Below are 16105 nucleotides of genomic sequence, written 5' to 3' on the forward strand. Positions count from 1 at the left end.
TGCGCAGAGAAACCGGATCAGGTGCCCGATTTGATCTTGGTCCACAAACGGGTCACCACACGTTGAGTCTTCTGCGGATAGGGCGTGGTGATATAGAGGTTCTGCATCGTCGCATCATCCGGGTAAATCGCCGGATCGCCGATCACGTCTTCTTCCAGAAACTCTTGCGAGGCCTTGTTGCCGTTGGCGTAGTACACATAGTTCGACGCCGCCGCCATGTTGTTGGCATCCAGAATGAAGTTCAGGAACTTATGCGCCCCTTCCGGGTTCGGAGCATCCACCGGAATGGCCATCTGGTCGAACCACATCAACGAGCCTTCGGCGAAGGGATGGTATTCAATCTCGACACCATTCTCAGCCTCAGCCGCGCGGTCGCGTGCTTGCAGGATATCCCCCGACCAGCCAACAGCCACACAGATGTCACCATTTGCCAGCGCGTTGATGTACTCAGAACTATGGAATTTCTGAATATGCGGGCGAACCGCAGTCAGTACCTCTTCGGTCTTGCCGATCACGTCTGTATCGTGGCTGTCGGGGTCTTCACCCAGATATTGCAGGACCATAGGAATGATCTCGGACGGGGCATCCAGGAAATGCACCCCGCAAGAGGCCAGCTTTTCCATATTCTCAGGATTGAGCACCAGTTCCATGCTGTTCAGCGGGGCATCGGCTCCCAAGACCTCTTGAACCTTGCCAACGTTCACACCGATTCCGGTGGTGCCCCACATATAGTTGATCGAATAAGCGTTGTCCGGGTCATAGCCAGCCGTACGGTCTTGGATCACATCCCAAAGGTTGCCTGCATTCGACAGTTGTGCGTTGTCGAGTGGTTGGAACGCACCGGCCGAGATTTGACGCTGCAAGAATGTGCCCGAGGGAACCACAACATCATAGCCGGATCCACCGGCCAGCATTTTGGTTTCCAATACTTCGTTGCTGTCGAACACATCATAGATCAGGGTCAGGCCCGTCTCTTCTTCGAACTTGGTCAGCAGATCTTCGTCGATATAGTCCGACCAATTGTAAACGCGCACCTCTTCGGCGAAAGCCGCCGAAGTCCCCAATGCAGCGATCGCTGTCAACATCAGCGTAGTCTTCTTCATCTTCTTCTCCCCATTAATTTTGCGGAAACTTGTCACAGTTTGTATGATTTGATCAAGTTTTGCTTTTACCGCCCACGGAAGCTATGCTTTCACGAGGCCGAATTCCTGGCAAGTCAGGACAACATGAATTGGGACACACCCGTTGAATTTGATCAAAAAAAAGGCAGGCGAGGGCACAACGCGTGACGAAAACCTGCCCGCGCACACAATTGTATATGAAGAACTGAAATCGCAGATTCTGTTCGGTGACATTGTGCCCGGTCAGGCCATTACCATTCAAGGTCTAACCGAATCACTTGGCGCCGGGATGACCCCTGTGCGCGAGGCCATTCGCCGTCTGATCTCGGACGGGGCACTGATCTTCAAGGGAAACCGAAGGGTCAGCGTTCCCGAACTGGACGATTCTGCAGTCGAACAGATCATATTTGCAAGAATATCAATAGAATCAGAGATTTCCCGCCGCGCCGCCGTGCAAATCCCAAAGGTCGAGATCGACCGACTGGAGGAAATCGACCAGCAGCTTGATGCCGCGATCACTGCGGGAGATGTCAGCAGCTACTTGCGCCTGAACCACGCGTTCCACGAGTCTTTGTACGCCGCTGCGGATGCGCCGATTCTTGCGGACCTGGCGGGTCGGCTCTGGTTGCGATTTGGCCCGTCCATGCGCGTTGTTTGTGGCCGTTTTGGCACGCAAAGCCTGCCGGACCGGCATAAGGAAATCCTGACGGCCCTGCGCGCACGGGATGTCGAAGCCGCAGCCAAGGCCACGGCTGATGATATACGGCAGGGAATGGAATTGATGGTCGGCACCCTCAGCGGATCGTGACCAAAGCACGATTTGTTTGACACTCAAAAATTTGATCATATTCTTGCGACAAACCTCTTTCGCGGGAACCAAGCCAATGACACCCATCACCAACCACATGCCCACCGCCGAACTGCAGGCCTTGGACGCGGCCCATCACATGCACCCGTTTTCGGCCAATGGCGCGCTGGGGCAAGAAGGCGCCCGCGTCATCACACGGGCCAAAGGTGTCTATCTGACGGACAGCGAAGGCGAAGAGATTCTGGACGCGATGGCTGGTCTGTGGTGCGTCAATATCGGCTATGGCCGAGACGAACTGGCCGAGGTCGCCGCGCGCCAGATGCGCGAGCTGCCCTACTACAACACGTTTTTCAAAACGACCCATGTGCCCGCCATCGCTTTGGCCGCAAAAATCGCCGAGCTGGCTCCGGGTGATTTGAACCACGTTTTCTTCGCGGCGGGCGGGTCCGAGGCAAACGACACCAACATCCGTCTGGTGCGCACCTATTGGGCCGAAAAGGGCCAGCCCGACAAAAACATCATCATCAGCCGCAAAAACGCCTATCACGGTTCCTCCGTGGGTTCGGCCTCATTGGGCGGCATGGTGGGGATGCACGCCCAGGGTGGCATCCCGATCCCAAACATCCACCATATCAACCAACCCAACTGGTGGGCCGAAGGTGGCGACATGTCACCCGAAGACTTCGGCCTGGCCCGCGCGCGCGAGTTGGAAGAGGCGATTTTGGAGCTGGGCGAAGACCGCGTTGCCGCCTTCATCGCCGAGCCTGTGCAGGGTGCAGGCGGTGTAATCGTCGCCCCCGACACCTATTGGCCGGAAATCCAGCGCATTTGCGAAAAGTATGACATCCTGCTGATCGCGGATGAGGTGATCTGCGGATTTGGTCGCACCGGCAACTGGTTCGGGTCACAAACCGTCGGCATCAAGCCCCATATCATGACCATCGCCAAGGGCCTCAGCTCGGGCTATGCGCCTATCGGTGGCTCCATCGTCAATGACGAGATCGCTGAGGTAATCGGCGGCACCGAGTTCAATCACGGCTATACGTATTCCGGTCACCCGGTCGCTGCAGCCGTTGCGTTGGAGAACCTGCGTATCCTCGAAGAGGAAAAGATCGTCGAGCATGTTCGCGACGTGGCCGCGCCCTATTTGAAAGAGAAATGGGAGGCGCTGGCTGACCACCCGCTGGTGGGTGAAGCCAAGATCGTCGGCATGATGGCGTCAATCGCGCTGACACCGGACAAGGCCAGCCGCGCCAAATTCGCATCCGCACCGGGGACTATCGGGTACATCTGCCGCGACCGCTGCTTTGCCAACAACCTGATTATGCGCCATGTGGGCGACCGTATGATCATCTCACCGCCGCTGATCCTGACACCTGCCGATATCGACGAAATGTTCGTCCGCATCCACAAATCGCTGGACGAAGCACAGGCCGAGATCATCGCACAAGGTTTGATGCAGGCGGCGTCTTAATCCGCACAGCTTCATCTGGCCAAAAATTTCCCGGGGGGTTGCGGTCAGGCGACGGGGGCAGTGCCCCCTTCCCCTTATCGCAACCGCTCCAACAGGGTGAACGACGCATAGCCATCGGGTAATAGGCCTTGCGCGAGTTGATATGCCCGTACGGCATCGATGGTGTTCGGACCGGTTCGTCCGTCGACGCCTTTGGTGTCGAAACCAGCTTCCGTTAGACGCTTCTGCAGTTCTTTGCGCTCCGAGAAACTCAGGATCCGATCCCCTTTTGGCCAATCGCCCTGAAACGGGGGCGCTCCGCGTAGACGGTCGGATAGATGGCCGATCCCGATCACATAGGCGTCTGCGCCATTGTACCGCTCAATGACCCCGAAATTGTCAAAGATCATCAGCGCGACCCCGCGTCCACCCGCAGGCAACAAAATCGCGGCCTCGCCGTGATCCGGCACCGGTTGGCCGTTCTTAGCACGCACACCCCGCGCGGCCCAATCGGACGGCAACAAGGTGAAATCCCGCCGCGCCGTGGCATAGTCGAACCCCTGTGGCAGGCGCACTTCAACGGCCCAGGGCTGGCCCTTGCTCCAACCATGCCGGGCCAGGTATGACGCAGCCGAGGCCAGCGCATCAGTGGGATCATCCGACCATATGTCGCGCCGCCCGTCGCGATCAAAGTCAACCGCGTGCTCAAGATATGAGGTCGGCATGAACTGCGTATGCCCCATCGCACCGGCCCAACTGCCGCGCATGTTGGCCGGTGTTGTGTCCCCGGACTGCAAGATCTGAAGGGCAGCCACCAACTGCGTTTCAAAGAAAGACGCCCGCCGGGCTTCGAAAGCCAGCGTTGCCAGGGACTGGATCGTTTGGTTGTTGCCACGGAAACTGCCGAACGAAGTCTCAAGACCCCAGATCGCCGCCACAACCTCTTTCTCAACGCCATATCGGCGTTCAATCTGGTTCAGAACGCGTCGGTGCTGCTCCAACGCCGCGCGGCCATTTGCGATCCGTTGGTCTGACACCGCCGAGCCCAGATAGTCCCAGATCGGCTTCGAGAATTCGGCCTGATTGCGGTCGCGCTCTATGACGTGTTTGTCATAGGTGATACCCGCCAGTGCTGCATCCAGAGTGGCCTGTGATATCCCCTGCGCGCTTGCGCGACCGCGAAAGGCGCTGACCCAGGCCTGAAACCTGGCATTGCTTTCAAGTGACACCCGCCGAACCTCAGCCGAAGGTCGCAATACGGGCCGGATCGACGCGGTCAGATCGGCCGAGGCCAATCGGGCGGTCTCGTCTGTGATCCGCACCTGAGGCCGAAGGGATGAATTGGGAAGATCCGCCTGCACTATGGATGCCCATAATGCAGCGGTCATGACGCCGCTTATGCATTTTCGCATTCCGATTTTCCTGATTACTGCTCATCTCAAGGATAGCGCAAAAGCTGAATCGGACAAAGCGTTCAGACATCCGCCTCGCAGGATCTTGCTTCGCGCTCGGCCCGCAAGCGCGCCAAAGCCTCGCGCAGCAGTGGTATCCGATTGGGCCGAAAGCTTTCATCCAGAACGGACATTGCCTGCATCCGGTCCAAGCGGAAGACACGAAAATCCTGCCGCAAGTGACACCAGGATAACAACACGCTGGCGCGATCCATGTATACGATACTCAGAGGATTGACCTTACGTTCTGTCTCGTCGCCTTTGGCGTCAGCATATGAAAACGCTATGACGCGCTCATCCCAGGTGGCTTGACGTAAAGCGCTGACATCGACGGTCGGTTTCGCGGGGCGGGAAAATCGTGTCGCCGCCAGCACTGCGTGGCTCAAGCGGTGCGACTGTCTTGGTGGCAATCGCCCCTGCAACTTGCGCAAAGCGGCACCAGCTGCGTCGGCCAGGCCCGGATCGCCAATCGCCTGAACTTCACGCAAACCCAGCACCAACGCTTCAAGCTCATCATCTGTGAACCCCAAAGGCGGCAAGGTCGCGTCTTCGATAAGGGTGAAACCAAATCCGGCTTCTCCATCGATCACCGCACCCAGCCCGCGCAACGCGTCGATATCTCGGTGGATGGTCCGGGCCGAGACCCCCAGATCCTGCGAGAGTTGAACCGAGGTTTTCGGCGAGGGCCCAGATCGAAGGGCTTGCATCAATTGGAAGAGACGGGCGGTACGGGACATATCAGAACGTAACTTAGTCTTGATGACACTTTCTGTCATCAGGCAAACATATTCATATCACATCTCAAGATGGAGCGGACGATGTTGACCCTACTTACCTTCCCGTCCGCCTTTGGCCAGTACAGTGCCAGCCCGTTCTGCGTAAAGACCGCGCTGATGCTGCAGTTTGCAGGCCAGCATTGGCGACGCTTTGACATGCTGGATCCCCGCCAGATGCCGCATCAGAAACTCCCGGTGCTGCGCACACCTGAACGCCTGGTGCCCGACAGCGACTCGATCCGTGACTGGCTTGAGGCTCGAGGTGTGGATTTCGATGCGGGGCTCACCGACGTGCAGAAAGCCCAATCGCGCGGGTTGATACGGCTTGCAGAAGAACATCTGTATTTCCACATCGTTCTGGATCGCTGGGGCAATGATGAGGTGTGGCCGATCCTGCGTGAGACCTTTTTCACCGAGATTCCCTCTCTGATCCGCAGGCCTGTTTCGAATGCGATCCGCAGATCGGTTCTGAAAGGCACACGGGCGCAAGGGATCGGGCGGTTTTCCCAGGCCGAAAGGCAAGACCGCTTGGAACATGATCTCGAGGCGATTTCTGCCTATCTGTGGCAATCGCCTTACCTGATGGGCGCCACACCGACCGCCGCCGACATGAGTGTTGGCCCAATGCTGGCTGCAATGCGCGCCACACCCGCAGACACGCCGCTGACGCGACGGATCAAACAGGATAACCTGTTGAACAGTTATGTGGACCGGATGGAGCAGGCGATACCGCTATGACGCCCTTTGACGACCCCAAAGTGGCAAATGCCTTTGAAGCGCTGCCCGAAGACACGCGCGCGGGTGCCATGGCCCTGCGCGCGCTTGTTTTCGAGACAGCCGCGTCCCTGCCCACTGCGCAACCCCTGCAAGAGGCTCTGCGTTGGGGTCAGCCCGCCTATCTTGCGCCCAAAGGATCTACGATCCGGCTGGGCAGCCACAAATCCGCATCATTCGCCCTGTTCGTGCATTGTCAGAGTCGGTTGATGGGGGATTTCACTACAGCCTTTCCCGGCGATGACCGGATCGATGGCAACCGGGCTGTGTTGTTCGACGATCCCGCGCAAATCGACCCGACCCGTCACGGCTGGTTGATTGCACGTGCGCTCACCTATCATCTCTGACGGCGTTTGCGTTCGACCTTGCGTTTGATCTTGTCTTTCTTGCGCTTTGTGCTGACCGCCTTGCGACGCGTAGACCGCCCGGCAGGGCTGCGACCGCGTGGCAGGGCCTTGTCATCGATGGACAACAGCTCCAGTTCCAGCCCGCCGGTCACGGGTGTGGCTTCGGTCAGGCGCACGGTCACACGCTGACCAATGGCGATGATCAGCCCGGTATCAGCACCCATCAAGGTCCCCGCCTCACGATCAAAGTGAAAGAATTCCCGCCCCAGCGACCGCACAGGCACCAGTCCGTCCGCTCCGGTTTCGTCCATCTTCACAAAGGCCCCGAACCGGGCGATGCCGCTGATCCGGCCCGAAAATTCGTTGCCCACCCGCTCGCTGAGATAGGCCGCCAGATAGCGATCCGTTGTATCGCGCTCGGCCATCATCGAGCGGCGTTCCGTGTCCGAGATATGGGTTGCCGTTTCGTCCAGCCGTGTGATTTCATCCTCGGTCAGCCCATCCTTGCCCCAGCCATGGGCCGAGATCAGTGAGCGGTGCACGATCAGGTCAGCATACCGTCGGATCGGCGAGGTAAAATGCGCATAGTTGCGTAGAGCCAAGCCGAAATGGCCAAAATTCTCGGGGTTGTAATAGGCCTGCGCCATGGACCGCAGCGTGGTCAGGTTGATCAGCTCGGCATCTTCGGTTCCGGCAGCGGCGTTCAGCAGCGCGTTCAGGTGGCGGGTTTGCAGCACCTGCCCTTTGGCCAGGTTCAACCCTGCCGCTTGCGCCGTTTCCCGTAAACTTTCCAGCTTTTCAGGCGCGGGTTCTTCATGCACGCGGAACAGTAAAGGGCGGCGCTTGGCGATCAGAGTCTCGGCTGCGGCGACATTGGCGAGGATCATGAACTCTTCGATCAGCTTATGCGCATCCAGCCGGTCGCGGAATGCCACGCTGGTCACTTCGCCCGTTTCGCTCAACACGATCTTGCGTTCCGGCAGGTCCAGTTCCAAGGGCTGCCGCTCTGCCCGCGCCTTTTTCAACGCCGCATAAGCGGCATAAAGCGGCTTCAACACCGTTTCCAGCAACGGCCCGGTGCGGTCATTGGGGGAGCCGTCAATCGCCTCTTGCACCTCGGCATAATTCAACGACGCAACCGAGCGCATCAGACCGCGCACAAACCTGTGACCGATCTTGTTGCCATCCGCGTCGATCTGCATCCGCACCGCGATACAGGCGCGCGGGACACCTTCGTGCAGGGAACACAGATCGCCAGACAGCCGGTCCGGCAGCATCGGCACTACCCGGTCGGGGAAATAGCTGGAATTGCCACGCTTGCGCGCCTCACGATCCAGCGCGGTTCCAGGGGTGACATAGGCGGCAACGTCAGCAATAGCGACCCAGATCACGTGCCCGCCGGGGTTTTTCGGGTCGTCATCGGCATGAGCATAACAAGCGTCATCGTGATCGCGCGCATCTGATGGGTCAATGGTCAGCAGCGGCATGTCGCGCAGATCTTCGCGCCCCTTCAGGCCAGCAGGCTTGGCGGCGTCTGCCTCGGCAATCACCTTGTCGGGGAAATCATCGGGGATACCGTGCTGATGGATCGCAATAAGCGACACAGCCTTGGGGGCTGCCGGATCTCCTAACCGTTCGACAATGCGGGCGCGGGGCAATCCCATGCGATTCTTTGGGCCGGCCTGTTCGGCCTCGACCAATTCGCCGTCCTTCGCACCCAGCACAGCGCCCTCAGGCACCAGCCACTCGGTTGATCCGGCTTTGTCGATGGGCACAATCCGCCCGCCCTCGGCCCCTTTGCGAAAGATGCCGACGATCTTGCGCGGGTTGGTCCCGATACGACGGATCAGCCGGGCCTCGTAATTATGGTCTTCCTCATGCACCACGGTCAGCCGTGCCAGAATCCGGTCGCCTTCGCCCAGCGCAGGATCACTGGCGCGTGCAATGATCAGAACAACGGGCTCAACCCCTTCGCCATGCCATTCCAGCGGGCGTGCAAACAGGTCGCCATCCGCGTTCGGAGCCTTGACCTGCAACACGCTGACCGGTGGCAGGCGATCAGGGTCGCGATAGCTGCGTTTGCGCTTTTCCAGATGGCCTTCGGCCTCGAGCTCTTTCAGGATACGCTTGAGATCAATCCGATCCGCGCCCTTGATGCCAAAGGCCTTGGCGATATCGCGTTTCGAGGTCAGGGTAGGGTTCGCCGAGATCCAGTCGAGGACCTCCTGCTTCGTGGGAATACGACTCATGTCTCCGGCGTATCATGCGTTTGCGACCGCGTCATGACCAAAAACCGTCAGGCTTTCAGATCGGCCACCGTGTCGACATCCCGCAAGTGATCCAGCAAAGCGACGCGGCAACCGGGGACCGAAGCCAACGTGTCCGCCAAAGCATATTCGGTTGACCACCGGACATTATCAAACACACCGCGCGGCAAAGCGGCATAGCGTTGCGCGCCGACCAACCAATAGCCGCCGTCCGGGGCTGGACCAAACACCAACTGCGCCTGCCCCAATGCCTTGAACGCCCGCGCAATATGGCCTGGCGTAATGCCCGGAATATCGGCACCAATCAGGCAAACCGGCCCTTTTGGCATCGCACGCAACATACGCCCCATCCTCTGCCCCAGATCGCCCCGCCCTTGCGCGGCGCGCGGCAACTCAGCGGGCCAGACGCGACTGATCAACCCCTCTCGATCCGGGGACACGGCCAAGACGATCTGCCAACGAGGGTCACGCAACCGGCGGATCAGCGTCCGGGTCTGGTGCCGAAACCACCACGAGGCTCCGACCATGCCGATATCGCGACCCAACCGCGTTTTAACCCGCCCCGGGCGCGGTTCCTTGACCATGATGACAAGAGTGCGCTGCATGGATTAGGCGAAATAATCCGCCAGAATACGCATGTAGATCGCTTTGAGTTGTTCGATCTGAGCAACCTCAACGCATTCATCCACTTGGTGCATGGTGCGCCCGACCAGGCCGAACTCGACCACAGGACAGTGCGACTTGATGAACCGCGCGTCCGAGGTGCCACCGGTGGTCGAAAGCTCGGGGGTCACGCCGGTTTCGGCCTCGACCGCTTTTGCCACCAAATCCGACAGCGCACCGGGCGGGGTCAAGAAGCTCTCGCCCGAGATTTTGATCCTGACATCCGCCTCAACGTCGAACTCTTCTGCCACCCGCGCGGCCTCGGACCGCAACCACTCGCTGAGGCTGGCACCGGTATGAGTGTCGTTGAACCGAATATTGACCGTCGCGCTGCACTGCGCCGGGATCACATTGGTCGCCGGATTGCCTGCGTCGATAGTAACAACCGCAAGGGTCGAAGCATCAAAATGATCGGTGCCCTGATCCAGCTCATGACTGGCCAGCCGATCCATCAGACGCGCCATTGCGGGCAGGGGGTTCTTAGCGCGATGCGGATAGGCCGAATGCCCCTGCACGCCCGTGATCGTGAACCACGCAGTCATTGATCCCCGGCGACCGATCTTGATCATCTCACCCATATGGTTGGGGCAGGTCGGCTCGCCCACCAAACAAACACTCATGCGTTCATTGGTCTGGTCCATATAATCAAGCAGTGCGGTGGTACCATCCAGCGCGTCAGCCTCTTCATCGCCAGTTATGGCCAGAATGACCGCCCCGTCTGGCGGGGTGTCCTGCACAAAATCAATCGCCGCCGCTGCAAAGGCTGCCACACCGGATTTCATATCGGTCGCACCGCGGCCATAGAGAATACCATCATGTATCTCGGCCCCAAACGGAGGCTTTGTCCACGCGGCCGCGTCTCCCACGGGCACCACGTCCGTGTGACCGTTAAAGCCGAAGGTCTGCCCATGACCCTGTTCACCCCAGCGCGCAAACAGGTTTGCGATGCCGCCTCGATCGACGCGGGTGCATTCAAAACCCGCATCCGTCAGTTGCTCTTCCAGCAGGACCAGCGCACCGCCTTCCTCAGGTGTGACGGAAGGGCAACGGACCAGCTCTGCGGTCAACCGGACGGGATCAGTCATCAAACGCCTCGTATTCGTGAATCAGCTTCGAGTTCACGCACAGATTCAATGAATTGTACGGAATGCCAAGCCCAACAGGGGAATTTACGTGTAAGACGCATATTCGCGCATTAGTGGATACATTAGAAAACGCATTAACTTACGCGGCGATGTCCTTGCCGTACCCCGCCAAATTGCGCTACAGCGCCGCCAAACAGATAAGCCTACGATGAAACGACTCTTTTTCGCTTTGGTCAGCCTGACGTTCATGCTTCTCGCCGAGCAAAGCCAGGCCCAGACACTTACGGTTACCACAGTGACCCGACCTCCGTTTTCCTATGTGGAAGACGGGGCCCAAGTTGGTTTTTCGATGGACCTGCTGGCTGCTTTGGCCGAGTCGTTGAGCTGGGACTACGAGATCAACCGGGTCGAAGGGTTCGGTGATATGTTGGAAACCGTTCAGAACGGCACTGCCGATCTGGCGATTGCAAATATTTCGATTACAGCCACGCGCGAAACACAGATGGATTTCAGCCAGCCGATCTTTGAATCCGGGCTGCAAATCATGATCCCGTCCGAAGCCGCTCGCAGCCCGTCACTGCTGCAGGCTTTGCTATCGGTCGAACTCTTTATCGCGATTGGCTTGGCCTTTGCCATTCTGTTGGGTGGCGGGATGCTCATGTGGGGCTTTGAACGGCGTGCTCAGCCCTATTTTGATCGCAAGCTGAACGAAGCCTGGTTTCCTTCGTTCTGGTGGGCGCTCAACCTGGTTGTGAATGGCGGATTTGAAGAGCGCATGCCGCGCACGGCGTTTGGGCGGATGTTGGGTGTCGTGCTTGTGGTATCGTCCTTGTTCATCGTGTCCGTGTTTACCGCGCGCATCACCTCGGTCATGACGGTCGAGGCTATCAGCGGAAGTGTGAACTCGGTCAACGACCTCTATGGCAAGCAAGTAGGCACCATCAATGGGTCGACCGCCGCGAGCTTTCTGAACCGCCGCGAGATCGAGTTCACCGGTTACGAAGGTTTGACTGAACTGATCGCAGCTTTCGAGGCCAAGGACCTGGACGCGGTGATTTTTGATGCGCCAATCCTGTCCTTTTATGCCGCCCATGAAGGTCGACGCATTGCCACCACCACAGGCGGCGTGTTCCTGCGCGAAAACTATGGGATCGCCTTCCCAACCGGCTCGCCCTTGGTCGAAGAGGTCAACCAGGCACTATTGGCCCTGCGAGAAGACGGCACCTACGACGACATCTATAGAAAATGGTTCGGTAGCCGGAACTAGGCTTGCGGCTGGTCGTCGAAGAACGGTGTCATCTGCGCGACAATAACGGCATTCTCGTCCAACGCGCGCTGCATCAAAGCGCGCTCATCAGGTTCGATCTCGTGCCCCTGAGCTTCACGTTCTGCCAAAGTGCCATAGCCCGTAACGTCCAGTGGCGCTGTATCGGCTTGCTTTAGGATCGCCACGGTTTCACGTACCGCTTCGGCCTCGTCCACACCGCTGGCGTAACAGATCAACGCGGCACCCGTCGCGTGATCGGGCAAACCGTCACCGTCCTTGCGACCGATCTGAACCAACAAAGTGTACACCTGCTGGCGCGAAGGCTTCTTTTTCTTTTCCATATCGCTTGCCTTACGTTCGCTGATCTGGGCGGTCAACTTTTCTTTGGGTGTCAGGATCTTTGCGCGTTCCCAAATTGTATATTGTCGGAGTGGTTAAGAGAGATCAGCCACCTCTTAGAATCGACTCGACTCGGGAAACAATTTGGCTCTCTCCAAGAAATTGTCTATTTTGAGGCAGAGAATCCGCGGGGTTGAAAACGGCGGTTTTTCGCCGATCAGGCCAACCTTGTTGTGCAACAAATAGCTCATATCACAGCGAATGCGCGGTGCAGTTACTTCATCTGACCGACTGAAAATTACGCTCAATCTTACTATTAAATAAAACTTTTTTCTGAAGGGACCTTAAGATGACTACTCTCTCTAAATTGCTGACAACCACCGCAAGCCTGATCGCTCTTTCATTGACGCCAGCCGTTGGTGCTTTGTCACTTTTCTCGGCAACAGCTGCCTATGCTGAAGGTGACAGCGAAGAGCGTGAGCAGAGCGAGCGCAGGGAAGAAGCACGCGAAGAAGCTCGGGAAGAAGAGCGTGAGGAAGAGCGCGAAGAAGAGGTAGAAAAAGAGTACGCAGAAGAGCGTGAAGAAGAACGCGAAGAAGAAGTCGAAAAAGAATACGAAGAAGAACGCGAAGAAGCTCCAAAAGAAGAGCGTGATGAAGCTCCGAAGGAAGAACGTGAGGAAGCTCCAAAGGAAGAGCGCGAGGAGGAGCGTGAGGAAGAACGCTCAGAAGAGCGTGAAGAGGAGCGCGCAGAAGAAGTAAGAGAAGAAGCGCCTGAGTCTGAGGAAGAGTCAGAAAGCGAAGAAGAAAGCGAAGAGTCCGAGGAAGAATATGAAGAATACGAGGAAGAAAAAGAAGAAGTAGAACGCCCGGGCGAGGACCGCTAATTCAAACGCTTTCCTGAGAAAACAGTGAGGTACTTACTGTTTTGTGAATGCAAGAAAGAAAGGCCGGTGCAAGAACGCACCGGCCTTTCTGAGTCAGATAGCTGGCTCAGTCGCGCAGCAATTCGTTGATCTCGGTTTTTGAACGCGTCTGCTCATCCACCCGCTTCACGATGACGGCGCAGTACAGGTTGACGTTGTTCTTGGAAGGCATCGAGCCCGCAACCACAACCGAATAGGGCGGAACCTCGCCATACATGACTTCACCGGTTTCGCGATCCACGATCTTTGTGGATTTGCCGATGAACACGCCCATGCCCAGAACCGAGCCTTCGCGGACGATGCAGCCCTCGACCACCTCGGAACGAGCGCCGATAAAGCAGTTGTCTTCAATGATGGTAGGCCCAGCTTGCATCGGCTCCAGCACACCGCCGATACCAACGCCGCCTGACAGGTGCACGTTTTTGCCGATCTGCGCGCAGGAGCCAACGGTGGCCCAGGTATCGACCATTGTACCTTCATCCACGTAGGCGCCCAGATTGACGAAGGATGGCATCAGCACGACGCCCGGCGCGATGTAGGCCGATTTGCGCACAACGCAGTTCGGCACGGCGCGGAACCCGGCAGCGCGCCACTGGTTTTCACCCCAACCAGAGAACTTGCTGTCGACCTTGTCCCACCAGCCGCTGTCCTGTGGACCACCCGTCTGAATTTCCATATCCTTAATGCGAAAGCCCAGCAGTACCGCCTTCTTGGCCCATTGGTTTACGTGCCAATCACCGCTGTCCAGCTTTTCAGCCACCCGCAGCGAGCCGCTGTCCAGCGCATTCAGCGTATCTTCGATGGCTTCGCGCTGCTCGCCCGTGGTTGCGGGCGTGATGGTGTCGCGCGCCTCCCAGGCGGCTTCGATGGCGGCTTCCAGTTGCGCATTCGACATATGCGGGCTCCTTGCAGAATCTGTTCACGTTGGGTGTGCGTATAAGCATGCGGCGAAGCGGCTGCAATGCGACGCAGAGTTCGGCTGATCGCGCGGCTCACGCAGCCAACGGATCCGGTGAGATGTTGCCACCGCAGACCAACACGGCCACACGCTCGCCCGGTTGTGGCTGATACGCACCTGACAAAAGGGCTGCCAAAGAGGCGGCCCCCGCTGGCTCCACCAGAATGCGATGTGCCTGCCATAGCAGCTTTTGCGCCTCGGCAATCGCATCATCTGACACCAAAACAGAGGTCATGCCTTGCGCCAACTCAAAACAGATCGACCCGATCCGCCTTGCACCCAGCGCATTGGCCGCGATGCCCGAGACCGAGACATCCACCGGCGCACCCGACTGCAAGGCCTTATGCAGCGCGCAGGATGTTTCCGGCTCGACCGCGACAACCTTGCGCGCACCTTGCCACCAGGCCAAAGCCCCTGCGATCAGCCCGCCGCCGCCCACGGCGATCAGAACCGTGTCAGCTTGCAGATCCTGCGCGTCCCATTCGGCAAAACAGGTGCCCTGCCCGGCCACGGTTGCTGGTGCATCATAGGCGTGGATCTGCATGGCCCCTGTTTCGGCCTCATGAGCCTGGGCCGCTGTCAGCGCGTTGGCGTATTCCCCGGGCACAACGCTAAGATCGGCACCGGTTTGCTTGATCAGCGCAATCTTGGATGGGCCTGCAAGTTCCGGGACAAAGATCTTGGCCGGATAGCCAAGCGTTTTCGCGGCATAGGCCGCCGCAGCCCCATGGTTTCCACCTGACGCAGCCACAACGCCCGCCTGCGGCACATCCGAACTGAGCAAGGTGTTGAAAGCACCCCGCGCCTTGAAGCTGCCTGTATGCTGCATTTGCTCCAACTTGAGCGCTATGGGATAACCCAACAGGTGGCTCTCCATCACTGGCGTGACCTGTGCATAGCCCGCAATTCGTTCACGCGCCTTCAATATTTCGGTTTTCCAATCCATTCTTGTCTTTCCGTGACTGGCACTCTGCCCGCGAACCCTATAGCTGTTTTGTGAACACGCAAGCAGGGATCGACTACCTATGAAAGAAGACCGTCACAGCCCGTTCCGCGACGCGCAAACCGACCGTTCGACCGCGAGCGAGGTGCCGGACACGCCGCAGACGCGCTCACCCGCCTATCGCCTTGCCTTTGCCGATGATGAGTTCCTGTGCCGCGACGAGCTGCGTCCGGTGCGCCTGCAACTGGAACTGCTCAAGCCCGAAATGATCATGACGGAGCGTGAAATCAGCTCGACCATCGTGATGTTTGGCGGGGCGCGCATTCCCGAACCGTCGCAAAAGCACACGGCGCGGACAGAAACGTTGGCGGCTCTGTCTGAGTATTACGACGAGGCGCGTGAGTTCGCCCGTTTGATGACAGAGAAATCGAATGAAACCGGTGGACGCGAAAACGTCATCGTCACCGGGGGTGGCCCCGGTGTGATGGAGGCCGGAAACCGCGGCGCGCTGGATGCAGGAGGCTCTTCCATCGGGTTGAATATCGTGCTGCCGCATGAACAGGCGCCAAACCTTTATGTGACGCCCGAGCTGAGCTTCAACTTCCATTATTTCGCCATTCGCAAGATGCATTTCCTGATGCGCGCCCGTGCCATCACCATCTTCCCCGGCGGGTTTGGTACGCTGGATGAGCTTTTTGAATCCCTGACCCTGATCCAGACCGGCCGGATGGAACGCGTGCCCTTTCTGCTGTTTGGCCGCGCGTTCTGGGAGAAGGTGATCAACTGGGCCGCGCTGGCAGATGCCGGCACAATCTCGGACGAGGATCTGGACCTGTTCCGCTTTGTCGACACCGCGCAACAAGCGGTCGACATCATCGAGAATTGGGAGCCCGCCCCGCCTCGCGACGCAATACCGGGACGTTAAGCC

At 58.4% G+C, this 16105-nt stretch carries 16 protein-coding genes; 7 read left to right on the top strand and 9 right to left on the bottom strand.

Features of this window, described 5'->3' with window-relative positions; translation table 11 throughout:
* Nucleotides 1-17: 17 nt before the first annotated feature.
* On the bottom strand, nucleotides 18-1103 hold the full coding sequence (locus GOV38_RS16030; RefSeq protein ID WP_171132148.1) for a polyamine ABC transporter substrate-binding protein: 1086 nt from the start codon (nucleotides 1101-1103) through the stop codon (nucleotides 18-20).
* A 142-nt stretch (nucleotides 1104-1245) separates the two neighbouring features.
* Between GOV38_RS16030 and GOV38_RS16035 the strand changes: the two genes are divergently transcribed.
* Together GOV38_RS16035 and GOV38_RS16040 are read left to right on the top strand one after the other, a co-directional pair.
* Nucleotides 1246-1929, top strand: a complete 684-nt coding sequence (locus GOV38_RS16035) for a GntR family transcriptional regulator (RefSeq protein ID WP_171209119.1) — start codon at nucleotides 1246-1248, stop codon at nucleotides 1927-1929.
* A gap of 76 nt (nucleotides 1930-2005) precedes the next feature.
* Complete coding sequence (locus tag GOV38_RS16040; protein ID WP_171209120.1) at nucleotides 2006-3403, top strand: aspartate aminotransferase family protein; 1398 nt, start codon at nucleotides 2006-2008, stop codon at nucleotides 3401-3403.
* A gap of 74 nt (nucleotides 3404-3477) precedes the next feature.
* Here the strand turns inward: GOV38_RS16040 and GOV38_RS16045 are convergent, their stop codons facing one another.
* Together GOV38_RS16045 and GOV38_RS16050 are read right to left on the bottom strand one after the other, a co-directional pair.
* A complete protein-coding gene (locus GOV38_RS16045) occupies nucleotides 3478-4794 on the bottom strand; it encodes a lytic murein transglycosylase (RefSeq protein WP_171209121.1) in 1317 nt (438 codons plus the stop codon).
* 62 nt (nucleotides 4795-4856) lie between these two features.
* On the bottom strand, nucleotides 4857-5570 hold the full coding sequence (locus tag GOV38_RS16050) for a YafY family protein (RefSeq protein WP_171132140.1): 714 nt from the start codon (nucleotides 5568-5570) through the stop codon (nucleotides 4857-4859).
* An 81-nt stretch (nucleotides 5571-5651) separates the two neighbouring features.
* Between GOV38_RS16050 and GOV38_RS16055 the strand changes: the two genes are divergently transcribed.
* Complete coding sequence (locus GOV38_RS16055) at nucleotides 5652-6347, top strand: glutathione S-transferase family protein (RefSeq protein WP_254430568.1); 696 nt, start codon at nucleotides 5652-5654, stop codon at nucleotides 6345-6347.
* Nucleotides 6344-6730 (top strand): DUF1801 domain-containing protein, encoded by a 387-nt coding sequence (locus GOV38_RS16060; protein ID WP_171209123.1) that lies wholly within the window; start codon nucleotides 6344-6346, stop codon nucleotides 6728-6730. Before GOV38_RS16055 ends, GOV38_RS16060 begins: the two co-directional genes overlap by 4 nt.
* Here the strand turns inward: GOV38_RS16060 and rnr are convergent.
* Genes rnr through dapE form a run of 3 tightly spaced genes read right to left on the bottom strand, consistent with a single transcriptional unit; the run spans nucleotide 6721 to nucleotide 10745 of the window.
* Nucleotides 6721-8979, bottom strand: a complete 2259-nt coding sequence (rnr, locus tag GOV38_RS16065) for a ribonuclease R (RefSeq protein WP_171209124.1) — start codon at nucleotides 8977-8979, stop codon at nucleotides 6721-6723. The genes GOV38_RS16060 and rnr overlap by 10 nt on opposite strands.
* A gap of 47 nt (nucleotides 8980-9026) precedes the next feature.
* On the bottom strand, nucleotides 9027-9602 hold the full coding sequence (locus tag GOV38_RS16070; RefSeq protein ID WP_171209125.1) for a TIGR04282 family arsenosugar biosynthesis glycosyltransferase: 576 nt from the start codon (nucleotides 9600-9602) through the stop codon (nucleotides 9027-9029).
* 3 nt (nucleotides 9603-9605) lie between these two features.
* Nucleotides 9606-10745 carry a succinyl-diaminopimelate desuccinylase gene (gene dapE, locus GOV38_RS16075; RefSeq protein WP_171209126.1) on the bottom strand — a complete coding sequence of 380 codons (1140 nt, stop codon included), beginning with the start codon at nucleotides 10743-10745 and terminating at the stop codon, nucleotides 9606-9608.
* A 208-nt stretch (nucleotides 10746-10953) separates the two neighbouring features.
* On the opposite strand from dapE, the gene GOV38_RS16080 reads away from it, so the two are divergent.
* The gene (locus GOV38_RS16080) at nucleotides 10954-12012 is read left to right on the top strand and encodes a transporter substrate-binding domain-containing protein (protein ID WP_171209127.1); all 1059 of its coding nucleotides are present in this window, start codon (nucleotides 10954-10956) and stop codon (nucleotides 12010-12012) included.
* Here the strand turns inward: GOV38_RS16080 and GOV38_RS16085 are convergent.
* Nucleotides 12009-12353: a hypothetical protein gene (locus GOV38_RS16085; protein ID WP_171101448.1), complete on the bottom strand. Its 345-nt coding sequence runs from the start codon at nucleotides 12351-12353 to the stop codon at nucleotides 12009-12011. The genes GOV38_RS16080 and GOV38_RS16085 overlap by 4 nt on opposite strands.
* A gap of 347 nt (nucleotides 12354-12700) precedes the next feature.
* Between GOV38_RS16085 and GOV38_RS16090 the strand changes: the two genes are divergently transcribed.
* Nucleotides 12701-13237: a hypothetical protein gene (locus tag GOV38_RS16090; RefSeq protein ID WP_171209128.1), complete on the top strand. Its 537-nt coding sequence runs from the start codon at nucleotides 12701-12703 to the stop codon at nucleotides 13235-13237.
* Between the two features lie 106 nt (nucleotides 13238-13343).
* Here GOV38_RS16090 and dapD read toward each other — a convergent pair whose 3' ends face one another.
* A complete protein-coding gene (gene dapD, locus GOV38_RS16095) occupies nucleotides 13344-14171 on the bottom strand; it encodes a 2,3,4,5-tetrahydropyridine-2,6-dicarboxylate N-succinyltransferase (protein WP_171209129.1) in 828 nt (275 codons plus the stop codon).
* Between the two features lie 97 nt (nucleotides 14172-14268).
* Nucleotides 14269-15180, bottom strand: a complete 912-nt coding sequence (locus tag GOV38_RS16100; RefSeq protein WP_171209130.1) for a threonine/serine dehydratase — start codon at nucleotides 15178-15180, stop codon at nucleotides 14269-14271.
* A 79-nt stretch (nucleotides 15181-15259) separates the two neighbouring features.
* Here GOV38_RS16100 and GOV38_RS16105 point away from each other — a divergent pair, with 79 nt between their 5' ends.
* Nucleotides 15260-16102, top strand: a complete 843-nt coding sequence (locus tag GOV38_RS16105; protein WP_171101455.1) for a TIGR00730 family Rossman fold protein — start codon at nucleotides 15260-15262, stop codon at nucleotides 16100-16102.
* Nucleotides 16103-16105: the final 3 nt, after the last annotated feature.

The sequence above is a fragment of the Ruegeria sp. HKCCA5839 genome (assembly GCF_013035585.1).
Taxonomy (GTDB): Bacteria; Pseudomonadota; Alphaproteobacteria; order Rhodobacterales; family Rhodobacteraceae; genus Ruegeria.